The sequence below is a fragment of the Flavobacterium sp. XS2P24 genome (assembly GCF_030010285.1).
Classification (GTDB): domain Bacteria; phylum Bacteroidota; class Bacteroidia; order Flavobacteriales; family Flavobacteriaceae; genus Flavobacterium; species Flavobacterium algoritolerans.
Genome location: NZ_JASCRU010000001.1, coordinates 84731 through 103312 on the forward strand (window position 1 = coordinate 84731; position 18582 = coordinate 103312).

17 protein-coding genes are annotated in these 18582 nt (G+C 35.6%); 10 read left to right on the top strand and 7 right to left on the bottom strand.

Going from position 1 to position 18582, the window contains the following annotated elements; translation table 11 throughout:
• Positions 1-320: 320 nt before the first annotated feature.
• The 10 genes from QLS31_RS00410 (at position 321) to QLS31_RS00455 (ending at position 12414) form a co-directional block, all read left to right on the top strand.
• On the top strand, positions 321-1187 hold the full coding sequence (locus tag QLS31_RS00410; protein WP_282741680.1) for a type II restriction endonuclease: 867 nt from the start codon (positions 321-323) through the stop codon (positions 1185-1187).
• Positions 1174-2256 carry a DNA adenine methylase gene (locus tag QLS31_RS00415; protein ID WP_282741682.1) on the top strand — a complete coding sequence of 361 codons (1083 nt, stop codon included), beginning with the start codon at positions 1174-1176 and terminating at the stop codon, positions 2254-2256. Before QLS31_RS00410 ends, QLS31_RS00415 begins: the two co-directional genes overlap by 14 nt.
• A 304-nt stretch (positions 2257-2560) precedes the next feature.
• Positions 2561-3928, top strand: a complete 1368-nt coding sequence (locus QLS31_RS00420; protein ID WP_282741684.1) for a rhodanese-related sulfurtransferase — start codon at positions 2561-2563, stop codon at positions 3926-3928.
• Between the two features lie 186 nt (positions 3929-4114).
• Positions 4115-5377 carry a regulatory iron-sulfur-containing complex subunit RicT gene (gene ricT / locus QLS31_RS00425; protein ID WP_282741686.1) on the top strand — a complete coding sequence of 421 codons (1263 nt, stop codon included), beginning with the start codon at positions 4115-4117 and terminating at the stop codon, positions 5375-5377.
• The gene (locus QLS31_RS00430) at positions 5361-5840 is read left to right on the top strand and encodes a gliding motility lipoprotein GldH (RefSeq protein WP_282741688.1); all 480 of its coding nucleotides are present in this window, start codon (positions 5361-5363) and stop codon (positions 5838-5840) included. Before ricT ends, QLS31_RS00430 begins: the two co-directional genes overlap by 17 nt.
• Before the next feature lie 9 nt (positions 5841-5849).
• Positions 5850-8159 (top strand): transglycosylase domain-containing protein, encoded by a 2310-nt coding sequence (locus QLS31_RS00435; RefSeq protein WP_282741690.1) that lies wholly within the window; start codon positions 5850-5852, stop codon positions 8157-8159.
• Between the two features lie 191 nt (positions 8160-8350).
• Entirely contained in the window at positions 8351-9052 is a 702-nt protein-coding gene (locus QLS31_RS00440) for a CoA transferase subunit A (RefSeq protein ID WP_282741692.1), read from the top strand.
• A 38-nt stretch (positions 9053-9090) separates the two neighbouring features.
• Positions 9091-9438 (top strand): four helix bundle protein, encoded by a 348-nt coding sequence (locus tag QLS31_RS00445; protein ID WP_282741694.1) that lies wholly within the window; start codon positions 9091-9093, stop codon positions 9436-9438.
• Between the two features lie 51 nt (positions 9439-9489).
• Entirely contained in the window at positions 9490-10149 is a 660-nt protein-coding gene (locus QLS31_RS00450; RefSeq protein ID WP_282741696.1) for a CoA transferase subunit B, read from the top strand.
• A 222-nt stretch (positions 10150-10371) separates the two neighbouring features.
• Positions 10372-12414 (top strand): M4 family metallopeptidase, encoded by a 2043-nt coding sequence (locus tag QLS31_RS00455; RefSeq protein ID WP_282741698.1) that lies wholly within the window; start codon positions 10372-10374, stop codon positions 12412-12414.
• A gap of 86 nt (positions 12415-12500) precedes the next feature.
• On the opposite strand, the gene QLS31_RS00460 is transcribed toward QLS31_RS00455, so the two are convergent.
• The 7 genes from QLS31_RS00460 to hemF all read right to left on the bottom strand — a co-directional run bounded on the left by QLS31_RS00460 (position 12501) and on the right by hemF (position 18530).
• Positions 12501-13940 carry a nucleoside recognition domain-containing protein gene (locus tag QLS31_RS00460; RefSeq protein WP_282741700.1) on the bottom strand — a complete coding sequence of 480 codons (1440 nt, stop codon included), beginning with the start codon at positions 13938-13940 and terminating at the stop codon, positions 12501-12503.
• Between the two features lie 74 nt (positions 13941-14014).
• Positions 14015-14728 (bottom strand): 3'-5' exonuclease, encoded by a 714-nt coding sequence (locus QLS31_RS00465; protein ID WP_099713896.1) that lies wholly within the window; start codon positions 14726-14728, stop codon positions 14015-14017.
• 164 nt (positions 14729-14892) lie between these two features.
• The gene (locus tag QLS31_RS00470) at positions 14893-15363 is read right to left on the bottom strand and encodes a methylated-DNA--[protein]-cysteine S-methyltransferase (protein WP_282741702.1); all 471 of its coding nucleotides are present in this window, start codon (positions 15361-15363) and stop codon (positions 14893-14895) included.
• Positions 15364-15601: 238 nt separating this feature from the next.
• The gene (locus tag QLS31_RS00475; RefSeq protein ID WP_282741704.1) at positions 15602-15988 is read right to left on the bottom strand and encodes a c-type cytochrome; all 387 of its coding nucleotides are present in this window, start codon (positions 15986-15988) and stop codon (positions 15602-15604) included.
• A 37-nt stretch (positions 15989-16025) separates the two neighbouring features.
• Entirely contained in the window at positions 16026-16535 is a 510-nt protein-coding gene (locus tag QLS31_RS00480) for a DinB family protein (protein WP_282741729.1), read from the bottom strand.
• A gap of 2 nt (positions 16536-16537) precedes the next feature.
• Positions 16538-17530 (bottom strand): porphobilinogen synthase, encoded by a 993-nt coding sequence (gene hemB / locus QLS31_RS00485; RefSeq protein WP_282741731.1) that lies wholly within the window; start codon positions 17528-17530, stop codon positions 16538-16540.
• A gap of 91 nt (positions 17531-17621) precedes the next feature.
• Positions 17622-18530, bottom strand: a complete 909-nt coding sequence (gene hemF / locus QLS31_RS00490; protein WP_282741733.1) for an oxygen-dependent coproporphyrinogen oxidase — start codon at positions 18528-18530, stop codon at positions 17622-17624.
• Positions 18531-18582: the final 52 nt, after the last annotated feature.

Sequence of the window (18582 nt, forward strand, 5' to 3'; positions counted from 1 at the left end):
ACCTGACAATGAATAAAATTTAAAACCACGTTTCGGCGTGGTTTTTTTATCTGGAGCTACTTCCAGCTATTCGTTTCAATCTTTTTATAGCTTCCAGCCTTTTGAAGGCTGGAAGCTTTAAAAAGGATTTCTCCCGAAACTTCGGGACTATCTGGGCTAAAAAGAATTTAGAGTAGAAAAAGATGTATATTTGATGTTACTGAAATAATTATAGGAAGCCTCAAATCAACAGTTCGATTAACAACACCTAAAAGATTTGTACTTAAATGTTTCTTCAAATCTATAATGTAAAAACAAACCGAATTATTACATTTGTGTTTATGAATAAAGAACAAATTTTACAGGCACTTCAAGAGGAAATAAAAGGATTTAACGAGATAATTGCTACCAAAAAAGGAGATTGGATTGTTAAAGGATTTATTGATATTTACAAAAATATTTATACCATTTCAATAGATACAAAAGTGGTTTCAAAAGTCATTGAACTACTATTAATACCAGCTTTCGAAAACTTTGCAAACAAGCATAATTTAAGGTTAGAGCTTCCCGCTCAACAAAATCATTATCCAGATTTAACTTTTATATGTAAAACAACTGGGGCAAAATTTGCAGTTGACATTAAAAGTACTTTTATTGATTCTGGCAATAAAATTAAAAGTATGACACTTGGAGCATTTACTGGTTATTTCAGAAATGCAACTAGTACAAAAAATATTGCTTATCCATACGAATCATATGAAGCTCATCTTGTTTTAGGTGTTATTTACAAACAAAACAAAGAAGAGCAAAACGAAAAAAATATTTATAAATTAGATGACATTGAAAATATTGAATCCGTCATAAAAGACTTTCAATTCTTTGTTCAGCCTAAATATAAGATTGCATCTGCATCTCCAGGAAGTGGAAACACCAAAAATATTGGAGCAACAATCAAAATAGATGAATTAATTAATGGAAAGGGGATATTTTCAGAACTCGGAGAAGATATTTATCGTGATTTCTGGAAGTATTATCTAACCAAAGATATGGCCAAAGCATTAGAAATTGAACGACCTTATATTAACTTGAAAACTTATTTAGAATACAAACAACGAGGAATTGACATTCTTAAAGAACATCAAGATGAGATAAATAAACTCGATGAAGAAGAAACTGATTTAGAAGAAGAAGATAATGACACTGAATAATAGTATAAATACTTTGCAAACAAAACTATTTTCTGTCCCTACAGTTTCAAAATTTCCAACAACAAGGTATCAAGGAAGTAAATTGAAATATGTTGATTGGATATGGAATTGTATTAAAGATTTAAAATTCAATACAGTATTAGATGCTTTTGGGGGTACTTCGACAGTGGCATATAAAATGAAAAAAAATGAAAAAATTGTTACTTATAACGATATTTTATTTTTTAATCATATTATTGGTAAAGCACTAATTGAAAATGACAATGAAAAGGTTGATAGTGAAGATTTGGATTTCATTTTAACAAAACACAAAAACATTGACTATCCAAATTTTATCGAAACAACATTTGATGATGTTTATTTTACCGACGACGAAAATAAATGGTTAGATATGGTTATTACTAATATAAGATTGATTCCAAATGAATACAAAAAAGCTATAGCTTTTTTTGCATTATTTCAATCTTGCATTATAAAAAGACCATACAACTTATTCCATAGAAAAAATCTATACATACGATTCCAAGAAGTTAAAAGAAGCTTTGGAAATAAAGTCACTTGGGATACACCTTTTGAAGTACATTTCAAAAATTTCATTCAAGAAGCTAATAATGCAGTTTTTTCAAATAGTCAAGAAAACATTTCTATCAATAAAAACATTTCATCAATAAAAAATAATTTTGACCTTGTTTACATTGATAGTCCATATATTTCAGAAAATGGTATTGGGTTAGATTATTTAGATTTTTATCATTTTTTAGAAGGAATAATGAATTATGATGATTGGGCAGATATGATTGATCCTAAATCAAAACATAAAAGATTAAAGTTAGAAAAGTCTGATTGGAGTAAAAAAGACAAAATTGAATCTGCCTTTGAGTCTTTAATTGAACAATTCAGAGATAGTATACTTGTTATATCTTATCGTTCAGATGGAATTCCTTCAATTGAAAAAATTAAAGATATTTTAATTCTCAATGGTAAAAAAATAACTATTCACGAAAGTAATGAAATGAAATATGCTTTAAGCACAAAAAAATCTTCTGAAATTTTAATTATAGCTGAATAAGTTTTTTCCTGTATAAAATTATTTTTGTCACGCTCCCACACGAAATAAAACTCAACGTAGTCATTCCTTTCATGTAGTTTAAAACCGTAATTACGATTTTGAAAACTAAACCTTCTATTCACCACAACTCCCCTAGCCCAGATGGAAACGGCATCCTGTTGTGGCGGGGTTCGCCACAACAGATATAGTGAACATCTGGAATAGCTCCTTAAAAAATAAAACCATTAAGGAATTTTGTAAACTTTGCGGTTAAATTATTTACTTTTGCAAAAAATATATTTCTCAACTTAAAACTGTTTATAGCATGCAACTGTATAACACATTAAGCGCAGAGGAAAGAGCCATCATGATTGATGATGCCGGAAAACAACGTCTTACGCTGTCTTTCTATGCTTATGCGCAAATCTCAAATCCAACACAATTTCGTAACGAATTATTTCTGGCGTGGAACTCTCTTGAAGTTTTGGGCAGAATTTATGTAGCCAGTGAGGGAATCAACGCCCAATTATCATTGCCTGCCGATAATTTCTATGCGTTCAAAGATTCGATAGAAATCTATGATTTCATGAAAGGAATCCGATTGAATATTGCCGTAGAACAAGACGACCATTCGTTCCTGAAACTGACTATAAAAGTGCGTGATAAGATTGTGGCTGACGGTTTGGTGGATGAAACTTTTGATGTGACGAATATTGGAATTCACTTAAAAGCGGCTGAATTCAATGAACTTCTAGAAGATCCAAACACGATTGTGGTCGATATGCGAAATCATTACGAAAGTGAAATTGGACATTTTACCAAAGCTATAAAACCAGATGTGGATACTTTTCGTGAAAGTTTACCCATTATCGAAGAGCAGCTTGCAGAACACAAACAAGACAAAAAACTATTGATGTATTGCACCGGAGGAATTCGTTGTGAGAAAGCCAGCGCATATTTCAAACACAAAGGTTTTGAAAACGTGTACCAACTCGAAGGCGGAATTATAGAATACACACGCCAAGTAAAAGCTGAAGGTTTAGAAAGTAAATTCATTGGAAAAAACTTCGTGTTTGATCATCGCTTGGGCGAAAGAATTACGGACGATATCGTTTCTCAATGCCATCAATGTGGCGCGCCTTGTGACGTACATACGAATTGCGTGAACGAAGGTTGTCATTTACTTTTTATACAATGTGACTCATGCAAGGAAAAAATGGAAGGTTGCTGTTCTACTGAATGTGTAACTGTAATTCACATGCCGGAAGAAGAGCAAAAAGCCATTCGCAGAGGCATTAAAAACGGAAATAAGATTTTCAAAAAAGGAAAATCAGACGTTTTGACTTTTAAAAACAACGAAGAAACACATGGTGTTTTTGTTGCCGATAAGCCATCCCTAAGCGTCGGGACTGTTGTTAAGAAAGAACCAAAAATCAAGAAAATTTATATTGGAAAAGGGACCCATTTTTTTCCAAAACCAAGTATTGGTCAGTTTTTAATTGAAGAAAATGAAATAAAAATTGGTGATACCATTCTAATCAAAGGTTCCACAACCGGAGAACAAAAAGTAGTAATCGAAGAAATGCTAGTGAACGATTCCCCACAAGAAAAAGCAGTTTCTGGAGATACTTGCACGTTTAAACTACCATTCAGAATCCGATTATCTGATAAACTATATAAAATTATAGCGTAAATATTCAGGATAAAATCCTATGAAAAAAGCCCATTACAATCTGATTTGTAATGGGTTTTTTTAGTATAAATTTATGATTTATTGGCGCAAATAGGCATTGTTCCATAAAATTAAAAAATACTATCTTTACACATTAAACGTTTTAAGAACTTAAGTTGTGCTGGTCGCAACACTACATATAAGATTATGGCATGTACAAGTTGTTCAACTTCTGATGGTGGCGCACCAAAGGGTTGTAAAAATAATGGGACTTGCGGCACCGATAGCTGCAATAAATTAACGGTTTTCGATTGGCTTTCTAATATGAGTTTACCTAATGGTGACGCCCCTTTTGATTGCGTTGAAGTACGTTTCAAAAACGGAAGAAAAGAATTTTACCGCAATATTGAAAAACTAACGTTAAGCATGGGCGATATTGTTGCTACTGTTGCTTCTCCGGGTCATGATATAGGAATTGTTACTTTGACTGGTGAATTAGTTAAAATCCAAATGAAAAAAAAAGGAGCGAATTACTTGGGTAATGAAATTCCAAAAATTTATAGAAAAGCCTCCCAAAAAGACATTGATATTTGGTCCACTGCAAGAGATCGTGAAGAGCCGATGAAGGTTCGCGCACGGGAACTGGCGATTGCTCAAAAACTAGAAATGAAAATTTCGGATATTGAATTTCAAGGAGACGGATCAAAAGCTACGTTTTATTACACCGCAAATGATCGTATTGACTTTCGTGCTTTAATAAAAGATTTTGCCAAAGAATTCAGTACGCGTATCGAGATGAAACAAGTAGGTTTCCGTCAGGAAGCCGCTCGTTTAGGCGGGATAGGTTCTTGCGGAAGAGAATTGTGTTGTTCTACTTGGTTGACGGATTTTAGAAGTGTAAACACCTCAGCGGCACGTTACCAACAACTGTCTTTGAATCCACAAAAACTGGCAGGACAATGCGGAAAATTAAAATGCTGCTTGAACTATGAGCTAGATACTTACATGGATGCATTGAAAGATTTTCCGGATTTCGAAACAAAATTGGTGACTGAAAAAGGAGATGCCATTTGCCAGAAACAAGATATTTTCAAAGGATTGATGTGGTTTGCCTACACCAATAACTTTGCTAATTGGCATGTACTGAAAATTGAGCAAGTCAAAGAAATAGTTGCCGAAAACAAACTAAAAAACAAAGTTTCTTCGTTAGAAGATTATGCTATCGAGATTGTTGCTGAACCGGAGAAAAACTTCAATAATGCAATGGGTCAAGAAAGTTTGACTCGTTTTGATCAGCCAAAACCAAAGAAAAAACAGCATAAAAAACGCAAACCAGCTGGTGAAAATGTAATTGTAGCAAACAACAATAAGCCTGCAAACAATAACAATAACCGTCAGAATCCAAATAACAAAAAGCCAGCGGAACCAAGAAAACCTATAATTATTACTAAAAATGTGGATAAAAAATAGCGCTTTACTTCTTTTGGTGGTGATTCTCTTTTCTTCATGTGATAAAAAAAGAGTTTTTGATGACTATAAATCTGTGGGTAGTGCTTGGCACAAAGACAGCATTGTAACGTTCAATTTACCGGAATTAGATTCTACAAAACGATACAATCTATTTGTGAATTTGAGAGCTAATAACAATTATCAATTCAACAATTTGTTTTTAATTGTGGCATTGGAATTACCAAATGGTTTCACAAAAGTAGATACACTTGAATACCAAATGGCGGATCTGGACGGAACACTTTTAGGCGATGGATTTTCTGATATAAAAGAAAGCAAACTCTTTTACAAGGAAAATGTGCGGTTCAAATCAAAATACAAAGTCTACATCAAACAAGCTGTTAGAGAAAACGGCAAAGTTCCCGGCGTAACGGCTTTAGACGGAATTACTGAGGTAGGTTTTAGAATAGAAAAAAAAGAATAAAATAGTATTATGGCTATCAAAAAAAATAACAATCAGACAAAAAACATTGATAAGGACGTCACTTACTACAAAAAGAAATTTTGGAAAATCTTCTTTTATGGAATGGGTGCTGTCGGTTTGTTTTTCTTATTTGCTTCATGGGGACTTTTCGGCTCGATGCCTTCTTTTGAAGATTTAGAAAATCCAGATTCTAACTTAGCTACCGAAATCATATCGGCTGACGGAGTGGTTTTGGGTAAATATTTTGAAAAAAACAGGTCTCAATTACGCTATTCAGACTTACCAAAAAACCTCGTACAAGCATTAATCGCCACTGAAGACGCCCGTTTTTATGAGCATTCCGGTATTGATGGTAGAGGAACTTTAAGAGCTATTTCCAGTTTAGGAACAAGCGGTGGTGCAAGTACGTTGACACAGCAATTAGCCAAACAATTATTTCACGGAGAAGGATCTAAATTCCTGCCTTTTAGAATTGTACAAAAAATAAAAGAATGGATTATCGCTATTCGATTAGAAAGACAATACACTAAAAATGAAATCATTGCCATGTATTGTAATGTGTATGATTTTGGAAATAATTCTGTCGGAGTAAGTTCAGCGGCAAAAACCTATTTTTCTAAAGAGCCAAAGGATTTAACCATCAGTGAGTCGGCAATATTAGTGGGAATGTTTAAAAATTCCGGTTTATACAATCCTATCAGAAACCCGCAAGGGGTAAAAAACCGAAGAAATGTGGTGCTTTTGCAAATGGAAAAAGGAAAAATCATTTCAAAAGAAGAAAAAGAAAGACTGCAAAGTTTACCGATCAAATTAAATTTCAAATTAGAAACACATAAAGACGGAACGGCAACTTATTTTAGAGAATACCTGCGTGATTACATGAAAAAATGGGCCGAGGAAAATAAAAAACCGGATGGTTCTGATTATGATATTTATAAAGACGGTCTAAAAATTTACACCACGATTGATTCCAGAATGCAATTGCATGCTGAAGAAGCAGTTACTGCTCACATGGCAAACCTTCAAGAAGAGTTTTTTAATCAGTCCAAGGATGATAAAAACGCTCCTTTTGTTAACATTTCTTCGGTAGAAACACAACGAATTCTGAATCAGGCAATGAAATCATCTAACCGATGGGCTGTGATGAAATCAATGGATAAAAGCGATGAAGAAATTATAAAATCGTTCAGCGAAAAAGCAAAAATGACTGTCTTTTCTTGGAAAGGAGAAAAAGATACGATCATGACGCCATTGGATTCTATCCGTTATTACAAACACTTTTTACAATCCGGGTTGATGGCAATGGAACCACAAACCGGTAATATAAAAGCTTGGGTTGGTGGTATCAACTACAAATATTTCCAATACGATCACGTAGGACAAGGCGCCAGACAAGTAGGTTCTACTTTCAAACCATTTGTTTATGCCACTGCTATCGAGCAATTGAACATGTCTCCGTGTGACTCGATTGTTGATGGACCATTCGTAATCAGAAAAGGACGCCATCATGTTACCGAAGATTGGGAACCTAGAAATTCTGACAACAAATACCGCGGAATGGTTACCTTAAAAAGAGGTTTGGCTAATTCCATAAATACGATATCCGCAAAATTAATTGACAAAGTTGGTCCGGAAGCAGTAATCGATTTAACCCATAAATTAGGGGTGAAATCCGAAATTGTAAACCAACCTTCCATCGCCTTAGGAGCAGTTGAAATTACAGTTGAAGACATGGTTGCCGCTTACAGCACTTTTGCCAATCAAGGCGTTTATATGAAACCTCAATTTATATCTAAAATTGAAGATAAAAGTGGCGTTATCATCTACGAACCAATACCTGAATCGCATGATGTTTTAAACAAAGACATCGCTTATGCAGTTATCAAATTACTGGAAGGTGTAACCGAAGGTGGTTCTGGAGACCGTTTGCGCACCACTGGCGGTGGTAACGGAGACAACCGCTGGACGGGTTATCCTTATTCATTTAAAAACCCTATTGCTGGAAAAACAGGTACTACTCAAAACCAGTCTGATGGTTGGTTCATGGGAATGGTTCCTAATCTTGTAACTGGAGTTTGGGTAGGTTGTGAGGATCGTTCGGCACGTTTCAAAAGCATCACTTATGGTCAGGGAGCCACAGCCGCATTGCCGGTTTGGGGTTATTTCATGAAACTTTGTTATGCTGATCCTGCTCTTAAAGTTTCTAAGGAAGGCTTTGAAAGACCTGCAAATCTTTCTATAAAAGTAGACTGTTACGTTCCTAAAAAGGTAATAGACACGACGGCCGTAGAACAAGATACCGAAGAATTTGAATTGTAAAATTTTCATCTGTAGCTAATCCAGCTAACCGCTATATCTTTCTGGTCCTGAAAAAAAATCAGGACCAGAAAGGATGTCGCTTTTATCTGGGCTAGGGCTTTGGTTCTCAAAATGAAATTCTGTTGCCCTTAGTATTACAAGCAGACTTACTTCTTCATTAAATAAAATTCGACAAATAGCAACTCATTTTTATGATTAACAAAAAAGTAAACAACGTTCAGGACGCCCTTCAAGGAATTGAAAACGGGATGACTATTATGCTTGGCGGTTTTGGATTATGTGGTATTCCAGAAAATTCCATCGCCGAATTAGTAAAAAAAGAAACTACGGATTTAACATGTATTTCAAACAATGCAGGTGTTGATGATTTTGGTCTTGGATTGCTTTTGCAAAAGCGTCAAATCAAAAAAATGATTTCTTCCTACGTAGGTGAAAATGCCGAATTTGAGCGCCAAATGCTTTCCGGAGAACTTGAAGTGGATCTTATTCCTCAAGGAACTTTAGCAGAGCGTTGTCGTGCGGCACAAGCAGGAATTCCCGCTTTTTTTACACCGGCCGGATATGGAACTGAAGTAGCCGAAGGCAAAGAAGTTCGCGAATTCAATGGGAAAATGCATGTTATGGAACACGCTTTCAACGCTGATTATGCCATCGTAAAAGCATGGAAAGGTGACGAAGCCGGAAACTTAATTTTCAAAGGAACCGCAAGAAACTTTAATCCTTGTATGGCTGGAGCGGCAAAAATCACTATCGCCGAAGTAGAAGAATTAGTACCTGCAGGAAGTTTAGATCCAAATGAAATTCATATTCCAGGTATACTTGTAAATAGAATTTTTCAAGGTGGGAAATATGAAAAAAGAATTGAACAAAGAACGGTCCGTGCAAAAAATTAAACAATTTAGCAATTTTTCAATATAACAATTAATAAAAAATGGATAAAGAGAATATTGTTGTTACTAAATCCATTGATTTTGCATTAGGTATTATAGCTTTTTGTGAAATATTAGAAAATAAACGCAAATTTATTATTGCTAATCAACTATTAAAGTCAGGAACAAGTATAGGCGCAAATATTCATGAAGCACAAAATGCAGAAAGCAAAGCGGATTTTATTCATAAAATTAAAATTGCTGCCAAAGAACTAGAGGAAACAAAATACTGGCTTTTGCTTTGTGAGAAAGCATCCTCATATCCTTTTGATGAGAGCCTAAAAATTCAAATTAATGAATTAGGATTAATAGTTTACAAAATCCTAAGCACCAGTAAAAATAACAAGTAACAATTGTCAAAATTGATATATTGTTACATTCATAAATTGATACATTAAGAAATGGCTTTAGATAAAAATCAAATTGCAAAACGCATTGCAAAAGAATTAAAACACAACTATTACGTGAATCTGGGAATCGGAATTCCAACATTAGTGGCTAATTATATCCCCGAAGGAATTGACGTTGAATTTCAAAGTGAAAACGGAATTCTAGGTATGGGTCCATTTCCTTTTGAAGGCGATGAAGATGCTGATTTAATCAACGCAGGAAAACAAACCATCACTACTTTGCCCGGAGCAAGTTTCTTTGACTCAGCATTCAGTTTTGGAATGATTCGTGGACAGCATGTTGACTTAACAATCCTTGGCGCTATGGAAGTTGCCGAAAACGGTGATATTGCCAACTGGAAAATCCCAGGTAAAATGGTCAAAGGAATGGGTGGTGCAATGGATTTAGTGGCTTCTGCCGAGAATATTATTGTAGCCATGATGCACGTAAACAAAGCTGGAGAATCTAAAATACTTAAAAAATGTACCTTGCCATTAACGGGTGTAGGCTGTGTTAAAAAAGTGGTTACAGAGCTAGCCGTTATGGAAATAACATCGCAAGGTTTCAAACTATTGGAGCGCGCACCGGGTGTAACCGTAGAACATATTATCGCTTCTACTGAAGCTGATTTAATTATTGAAGGTGAAATTCCAGAGATGATTATCGACTAACATTTTCGGTTCAAAATCGACTATAGAAAATGCATCCTATAAAGGGGTGCATTTTTTTTTGACATTAATTTTACATTTTCTTCCCCATTATAAAAACATCTATTTTGACAGGTTTTATATTTCACAACAAATAAAAATCAATTAATTTAACATAAAACTAACATTATATTATTTTTTTGTTAAATTTGATTCATTATTTAACTAACCAAAACACCCTATTAAATGAAAACAAAATTACTCGGAAAAATTGCGCTTTTTGCCTCCGTTTCTTTTTTTGCTTTAGAAACAAATGCACAAGACGCAACTAAAAATGTAAAAGAAAAATTTACTGACGAAAGAGGAAAACCTTCACTAATTGTTTTTAACGAAAAGTCAACGTACAAAAACACCGATTCTGAAAAGGCATTCAGAGAGCAATTAGAATTAAAAGACAATTCCAGTTTCGCAAAAACTAAATCAGAAACTGACAAACTAGGGTTTTCTCATGAAAAATTCCAATTGTTTCACCAAGGAATAAAAGTTGAATTCTCTACGTACACCTTGCACTCAAAATCAGGAAAATTAGAATCCATGAGCGGTGAGTTTTATCAATTAGAAAACGTAAACACGCGTCCGGTTTTATCAAAACAACAAGCTTTAAACAGCGCTTTAAAACAAATTGGAGCAGCTACCTACCTTTGGGAATCTCCAGCAGAAGCAAAGATTAATGACTATCAAAAACCTACTGGCGAATTAGTCTTACTTCCTCTTTTGGATGAAGATTCTAAAGGTAAAAAAATAGAACAAATTCGCTTAGCTTACAAATTTGACATTTATGCCACAAATCCGGTAAGCCGCGGTGACGTCTATATTGATGCAATAACTGGTACTACGTTGTTTTACAATGCAACCATCAAACATCTGGATGAATTTAGCAATGGTGGAAAGCATAATTCCGTAAATAAAAAATCTGAAAACAATGCCGCAACGTCATTTGTAATTGCCAATGCTGACACTCGCTATAGTGGTTCCCAATCAATCCAAACAACATTGAGCGGAGCATCATACATATTAGCTGATGCCACGCGTGGTAATGGAGTTATGACCTACAATATGAAAAAAGGAACTAGCTATACCGCAGCCGTAAATTTTACAGATGTAGACAATAACTGGACGGCAGCTGAATTCAATAATGTAAACAAAGACAATGGAGCGTTAGACGCACATTGGGGAGCTGAAAAGACCTACGACTATTTTTCGGCTGTTCACGGAAGAAACAGTTATAATAATGCTGGAGCAGCCATAAAAAGCTATGTTCATTACAGCAGCAATTATAACAATGCTTATTGGAACGGAAGTGTGATGACGTATGGTGACGGTTCTGGAACAGGTGGATTTGACATCTTAACCTCAATAGATGTAGCCGGACACGAAATAGGACATGCTGTTTGTACGAACACTGCAAACTTGGCATACCAACAAGAATCTGGTGCAATGAATGAAGCTTTCTCTGATATTTGGGGAGCTTGTATCGAATATTATGCTGCACCAAATAAACAACTTTGGTTAATAGGAGAAGACATCGAAAGAAGATCAGGACATTTAGCTTTACGTTCTATGAGCAATCCTAAAAGTGAAGGGCAACCGGATACTTATGGCGGAACAAATTGGATCAGCCAAACAAAATGTAGACCAAGTTCTAGAAATGACTATTGTGGCGTTCATACAAACAGCGGAGTTTTAAACCATTGGTTTTATATCCTGACTGAAGGTAAAACCGGAACAAACGACAAAGGAAGTTCGTATAGCGTTACGGGCATTGGAATTGATAAAGCGGCTAAAATTACGTATCGTTTAGAAAGCGTTTATTTGTCTGCTAACTCAACCTATGCAAATGCACGAACATTCGGAATACAAGCTGCAACTGACCTTTATGGAGCAGGTTCTCCTGAGGTGATAGCGACTACAAATGCATTTTATGCTGTAGGTGTTGGAACCGCTTATTCAGGATCAACTGCGAGAACCAGCGCTGCTAAAGTAACGAGTACCGAAACTACGAATGAAGCGTTTGTATTGTATCCAAATCCGGCAACTGACGTTTTAAGCATTTCAATCAAAGAAAACAAAAGTGGTTCTTATAAAATCTATAACTCTTTTGGATTTGAACTTCAAAACGGAAAAACATCAGGTGGAGAGATTAATGTAAGCACACTAACTAAAGGAATTTATTTCTTCGAATTGAATAATGGTCAAGAAACGATCGTAAAAACATTCATCAAGAAGTAATCCTACCAGATTAAGTCTAAAAAAAAAGCCTCACAATTTTAGACTACCCCCAAAAAGTTAGACACTATTTGGGGGTATTTTTCTTTTTAAAAAAACCAAGTCGCCACAAAAATTGCTGTAATCACACAAATTACATCTACTATAAGCATCGTTCCTAGTGCATAGCGTGTGTTTTTAATGTTTACAGAGCCAAAATAAACGGCTATCACATAAAAAGTACTCTCGGCACTGCATTGAAAAATACTTGCCAATCTAGCCGTTAAAGAATCCGCTCCAAAAGTATTCATAGAATCAATCAAAAATCCTCTTGATCCGGCAGAACTAAAAGGACGAAGCAACGCAACCGGTAAAGCGTCTGTAATTTCCTTACTTACTCCCATATTTGAAAAAATGAAAGCAATCCAATCGCTAATAATTTCAAACAAACCACTGTTTCTGAATAAAGAAATAGCTACCAGCATTCCCAAAACATAAGGAAAAATAGTCACTCCGGTTTTCACACCATTATTAGCTCCCACTACAAAACTTTCAAAAACTGTAGTAGATGCTTCAGTAAATTTTTTCTCATGAATAAACGAAAAGATCAAGGTAAAGGCAATTATTCCGATTAATATTAAAGCAGAAAGATTAGAGGTGAAATAGTTTTTTCCAATTAAATCCAAATGATTTACATACATCAACAAACCTACAATGGCAGCTATTAATGTCATCAATACAATCACCAAAGAAGCACTTTTGAAATTGATTTTTTGTTTGATTCCAACAATTAAAAAAGCAGCAATCGTGCCGATAAAAGAAGTAATAATACAAGGCAACATCACATCAGCAGGATTACTCGCATTTGCAGCAGCACGATATCCTATAATAGAAGTAGCGATCAAAGTAAGTCCCGAAGCATGCAAACACATGAACATAATTTGCGCATCGCTTGCCTTGTCTTTTTCTGGATTTATTTCTTGTAAACTCTCCATGGCTTTTAGACCAAAAGGAGTTGCAGCAGAATCTAATCCTAAGAAATTTGCAGCGAAATTTAAAGTCATATACGAAATGGAAGGATGGTTTTTGGGTATACTTGGAAACACTTTTACAAAAACGGGACTCAATGCTTTAGCTAATTTTCCAGAGGCTCCGGAAATGATTAAAAGCTCCATCAATCCACAGAAAAAAGCCAAATAAGCCATCAGCGGAAGGATTAATTCCAGTAAAGTACTTTTACACGTTGGCAATAAACCATCTGATTTTTGAACACCGCTATATATTTTTACGGTTTTATTTTTATAGACATAAGTCGTATCCGCATTTAGCGTATCACGATTGATAATCATAGTTTGTTCAGGTGCTTTCTTGATGCTGTCTTTAATAAAAGTAGGAAGTTGCTCTGCGAATTTCTCCGAAACCAGAATTGGATCATCTTTCTTTCCGTTCAAAACGTGGTCAATGGTATAACTGTCTCCAGAAAACAAACTAAACACTACAAATACAATTGCTGAAATAAAAATGACCAACCAAAATCTACTCAATACCATAATCTATAATTTTTGTAAATGTAATAAATCAATATCAATTGCAAATATCAATTGCAATGACAATGACAGAATGCTTACACATGAATAATCTCGTCCTCAATTAACAATTCTTCCCTGCGTAATCTCAGGAAAATCTGTGCCACGGCAATGGTATCTTTTTCACAATAGGTTACGATTCTATCAATATCCTTATCTACATAAAACACATGCCCTACTTGACTGCCGTCGATGTCGCCTTTTGGAGAAGGGATTCCAAGGACTTTACACATCAATTTTAAAGAAGTAAAATGTTTGTAATCGCCAAATTTCCATAATTCCAAAGTGTCCAAATGCGGAATTTCCCATGGTTTTTTTCCAAATAAATTCAACTTGTTAGGAATGGCAATTTGATTGATAATCATGCGTCGGGCAAGGAACGGAATATCGAATTCCTTGGCATTGTGCCCACACAAAACATGTTGTGGCTGATTGAAATGATTGTTCAGCAGATTATTAAAATCCAACAATATTTTCTTTTCTTCTCCAAAAAAAGAAGTCACTCTAAAATTCCGAATATCACCTTTGATGGTAAAATAACCAACGGAAATACAAACGATTTTACCAAACTCGGCCCAAATTCCCGCTCGGTCATAAAAATCCTCCGGCGTGTATTCGTCTTTGCGCTGGTATTGGGTTTTGTGCTCCCAAAGGTCTTTCATTTCAGCATCTAATGCATTGAAATCTTCGGCTTCCGGAACGGTTTCTATGTCGAGGAACAAAATGTTATTGAGATTTATTTTTTCTATCATCAGCTAGATTTGTTAGATTTTTTGACTTCTTAGATTTTTAGATTAAATACAAAAACCTAAATTAGTAAACTTGATCGATTTTTTTGAATCTGAGACAATCTAAATTTCTAAAAATCAAAGAAATCTAATGTGTCTAACCTTCTAAAAATCTAAGAAGTCTGTTTTTAAAACAAACTTTGTTGTGTCGTTGGATTCTCATGTTCCAACAACCATTTTTTTCGCCATAAACCACCCGCATATCCTGTTAAGGAACCATCTGTACCAATGACCCTGTGACACGGAACGACAATCCAAAGCGGGTTTTTCCCATTAGCAGAAGCCACAGCTCGAATGGCTTTGACATCGCCCAGTTTTTTGGATAAATCCATATAGCTGCAGGTTTTCCCAAATGGAATTTCGAGCAATCCTTTCCAGACTTTTTGTTGGAATTCAGTACCTTTTGGATTCAGTGCAAAGTCAAAATCAGTTCGTTTCCCCTCAAAATAATCATTGAGTTGCGTAACGGCTTCTTGCACAACAGCAGAAATTGTAGTTGAAATTTCTCCTTCATCCGAAACTGAAATCACAGATATTCCATTTTCATCACCAATGATTGTAGCGATTCCTAAAGGCGTTTTGATGTATGCTGTTTCCATATTTTAAAGATAAAAAAATTAACCACATTGTTTCTAAAGAAGCAAGAAAGTTCAGAAATAAATACGCTCAAACAGTTTTAGGCATAAAAAAACCATTCGCAAAGACGAATGGTTCTTGTATTTTAGCCCCGATAGTCCCGAAGCTTCGGGAGAAATCCCTTATGTTTTTCTTTTAAAAACATAAAGATACAGCGTAGAGCGGGATTAGCTCCAAATACTGAAGCAAGTTCAGTATAAATTATTTCAAATTTGAATATACGTAAGCTTCTAAGGCTTTCAATTCGTCATCAGACATCGCTTTGGTAACGGCGAAGTTTGTTTTCATAACTTCATACTGGCTTGGGTCAACAATAGGCTCACCTTCACCTTTTAAAAACGTTACGATGCTTGCGTTTTTATCTTTATAAATCTTAGCAATATCCTGCAGACTTGGTCCTATCACTTTCTTGTCTACTTGATGACAGGCAACACAATTTCCTTTTCCTTTGAAAATTTCTTCTCCTAATTCCTCTGGAGTTTGCGCAACTTCTTCGGTAGTGGTTGGGTATAAAGGTTCTTTTTTGACTTCTTCTTTTTTACAAGAAGCAAGGGCTAAAACGGCAAATAAAAACAACGTCTTTCTCATGTTAATTTCTTTAATTATAAGTATCTAAATTGCAAAATTACCAACCAACATACTTGGGTGGTTGAATTCCATTCAGGTTCAAATATACTAAAATTTGCGCTCTGTGATGGGTAACATGATCTTGCATCAAGTTGAGTATTTGTAATTTTGATTTTGGGCCAGCAAAAAAATCTACTTTTTGGGATAATTCAGCATCATTGGTTTTTTGTACAAATGCCTTTGCTTTATCAAAAGAGGCCTTTATTTCTTGGATCATTTGCGCTTTTGAAAGTCCTTTTACCGCTTTTTTTTTCACATATTTCTCGCCCGAAAAATGCGTTGTGCCCAACCAATTCATGTTGTCTTGTATGTGAAATAATTGTTCTCTAAACGACATTTCACGTTCAGCAGGCTTGTAATCATATTTATCCTCCGGCATAGCTTCTGCAACGGCTACTAAATAATCTTTGGAATTATCCCATTTCTCGATGAAAGTGGAAACTACCTCAACTTGTGCAAAAATGTTATTGGAAAGCAATAAAACCGCTATTATTAAATATTTTTTCATTTCTATTTATTTAAAAGTATTGCAGCTTCTTTAGCAAAATAAGTCGAAATTAAACTGGCTCCAGCCCGTTTGATACACATTAATTGTTCCATCATAATTTTATCGTGATCCAGCCAGCCTCTTTCGGCTGCGGCCTTGATCATCGCATATTCTCCCGAAACATGGTATACTGTTACCGGAACATTTACCGCATTTTTGACTTCACGAACGATGTCTAAATACGCAATACCGGGTTTTACCATAACCATATCGGCACCTTCTTCCACGTCCCACAACGCTTCTTTGACGGCTTCGATTCGATTGGCATAATCCATTTGATAGGTTTTCTTGTCTTTAGGAATTTCATTTGCATCGACAGGAGCGCTGTCTAACGCATCACGGAACGGTCCGTAAAATGCAGAAGCGTATTTTGCAGAATAACTCATGATGCCTACATTATGAAAACCGGCAGCATCAAGACCTTCACGCAAACGTAACACACGTCCGTCCATCATGTCCGATGGCGCTACAAAATCGGCACCCGCTTGTGCATGAGAAACAGCCATTTTCACCAAAGCTGCATTCGTCGAATCATTTTCTACATCACCGTTTGCAATAATTCCGTCATGACCATAAATAGAATAAGGGTCCAAAGCCACATCAGGCATTACAATCATTTCCGGACAAGCCGTTTTAATTGCACGAATGGCATTTTGCATCAATCCGTTTGGATTCCACGCTTCCAATCCTGTATTGTCTTTTAAATTTTCACTGACTTTTACATAAATATTCACAGCACGAATCCCTAATGCAAATATTTCTTTGACTTCTTTTACCGTTAAATCAATCGAACGACGAAATATCCCAGGCATGGAAGGAATTTCTACTTTGTAGTTTTCACCTTCAGCAATAAACATAGGAAACATAAAATCCGATGGACTTAAACTGGTCTCACGAACTAAACTTCTAATGGATTCGTTCGTTCTTAATCTTCTGCCTCTGTGTAATGGGAACATATGATTTATGATTTTAGATTAGCGATTGCTGATTTATGATTTAAAACGAATTGGTGATAACAGAAAATCTGAAATCAAAAATCGTTAATCATCAATCTGCAATCCAATTTCTTGGATTCTCTAATACGTTTATTAATTTTTCTTCTTCGCTTCCAGCTTCTGCGTGATGATCGTAAACCCATTGCACATGCGGCGGTAAACTCATCAGAATGCTTTCGATTCTTCCGTTGGTTTTTAGTCCAAATAAAGTGCCTTTGTCGTGCACCAAATTAAACTCCACATAACGACCACGACGGATTTCCTGCCACGTTCTTTGCTCTGAAGTATACGGTAAATCTTTTCTTTTTTCTACGATGGGAACATACGCTTTCAGGAAACTATTTCCAACTTCGGTTACAAAGTTGTACCAATCTTGCATTGACATTGTATCTGTTGCTTTGCAATAATCGAAAAATAATCCGCCAATTCCACGGGCTTCATTTCTGTGAGCGTTCCAAAAATAGGCATCGCATTGTTTCTTGTATTTTGGATAAAACTCCGGATTATGTTTGTCGCAAGCGGTTTTACACGTTTGATGAAAATGAATTGCATCTTCTTCAAACAGATAATATGGGGTTAAATCCTGTCCGCCACCAAACCATTGCTGAATCACATTTCCGTTATCATCGTACATTTCGAAATAACGCCAGTTCGCGTGAACGGTTGCCACCATTGGGTTTTTTGGGTGCAATACCAGACTCAGTCCGCAGGCAAAAAAATCAGCTTCACCTACATTGAACATCTTTTGCATGGCTTCGGGTAATTTCCCGTGTACTGCCGAAATATTAACTCCGCCTTTTTCGAAAACTTGTCCGTTTTCAATTACGCGGGTTCTTCCTCCTCCACCTTCCGGACGCTCCCAAAGGTCCTCACGGAATTTAGCTTGACCTTCAACTGCCTCTAATCCTTTACAGATTTGGTCTTGAAGGTTTTGTATGTAAGAATAAAATTGTTCTTTCATTTTCGAAAACAATATAAAAGTGTTTAAAAAGTGTTTAAAAAAGCGTTTAAAA

Excerpts from the sequence above, each read along its gene's own strand:
- QLS31_RS00410 (WP_282741680.1), top strand. The coding sequence starts at position 321 with ATGAATAAAGAACAAATTTTACAGGCACTTCAAGAGGAAATAAAAGGA.
- QLS31_RS00415 (WP_282741682.1), top strand. The coding sequence starts at position 1,174 with ATGACACTGAATAATAGTATAAATACTTTGCAAACAAAACTATTTTCT.
- QLS31_RS00420 (WP_282741684.1), top strand. The coding sequence starts at position 2,561 with ATGCAACTGTATAACACATTAAGCGCAGAGGAAAGAGCCATCATGATT.
- ricT (WP_282741686.1), top strand. The coding sequence starts at position 4,115 with ATGGCATGTACAAGTTGTTCAACTTCTGATGGTGGCGCACCAAAGGGT.
- QLS31_RS00430 (WP_282741688.1), top strand. The coding sequence starts at position 5,361 with ATGTGGATAAAAAATAGCGCTTTACTTCTTTTGGTGGTGATTCTCTTT.
- QLS31_RS00435 (WP_282741690.1), top strand. The coding sequence starts at position 5,850 with ATGGCTATCAAAAAAAATAACAATCAGACAAAAAACATTGATAAGGAC.
- QLS31_RS00440 (WP_282741692.1), top strand. The coding sequence starts at position 8,351 with ATGATTAACAAAAAAGTAAACAACGTTCAGGACGCCCTTCAAGGAATT.
- QLS31_RS00445 (WP_282741694.1), top strand. The coding sequence starts at position 9,091 with ATGGATAAAGAGAATATTGTTGTTACTAAATCCATTGATTTTGCATTA.
- QLS31_RS00450 (WP_282741696.1), top strand. The coding sequence starts at position 9,490 with ATGGCTTTAGATAAAAATCAAATTGCAAAACGCATTGCAAAAGAATTA.
- QLS31_RS00455 (WP_282741698.1), top strand. The coding sequence starts at position 10,372 with ATGAAAACAAAATTACTCGGAAAAATTGCGCTTTTTGCCTCCGTTTCT.
- QLS31_RS00460 (WP_282741700.1), bottom strand. The coding sequence starts at position 13,940 with ATGGTATTGAGTAGATTTTGGTTGGTCATTTTTATTTCAGCAATTGTA.
- QLS31_RS00465 (WP_099713896.1), bottom strand. The coding sequence starts at position 14,728 with ATGATAGAAAAAATAAATCTCAATAACATTTTGTTCCTCGACATAGAA.
- QLS31_RS00470 (WP_282741702.1), bottom strand. The coding sequence starts at position 15,363 with ATGGAAACAGCATACATCAAAACGCCTTTAGGAATCGCTACAATCATT.
- QLS31_RS00475 (WP_282741704.1), bottom strand. The coding sequence starts at position 15,988 with ATGAGAAAGACGTTGTTTTTATTTGCCGTTTTAGCCCTTGCTTCTTGT.
- QLS31_RS00480 (WP_282741729.1), bottom strand. The coding sequence starts at position 16,535 with ATGAAAAAATATTTAATAATAGCGGTTTTATTGCTTTCCAATAACATT.
- hemB (WP_282741731.1), bottom strand. The coding sequence starts at position 17,530 with ATGTTCCCATTACACAGAGGCAGAAGATTAAGAACGAACGAATCCATT.
- hemF (WP_282741733.1), bottom strand. The coding sequence starts at position 18,530 with ATGAAAGAACAATTTTATTCTTACATACAAAACCTTCAAGACCAAATC.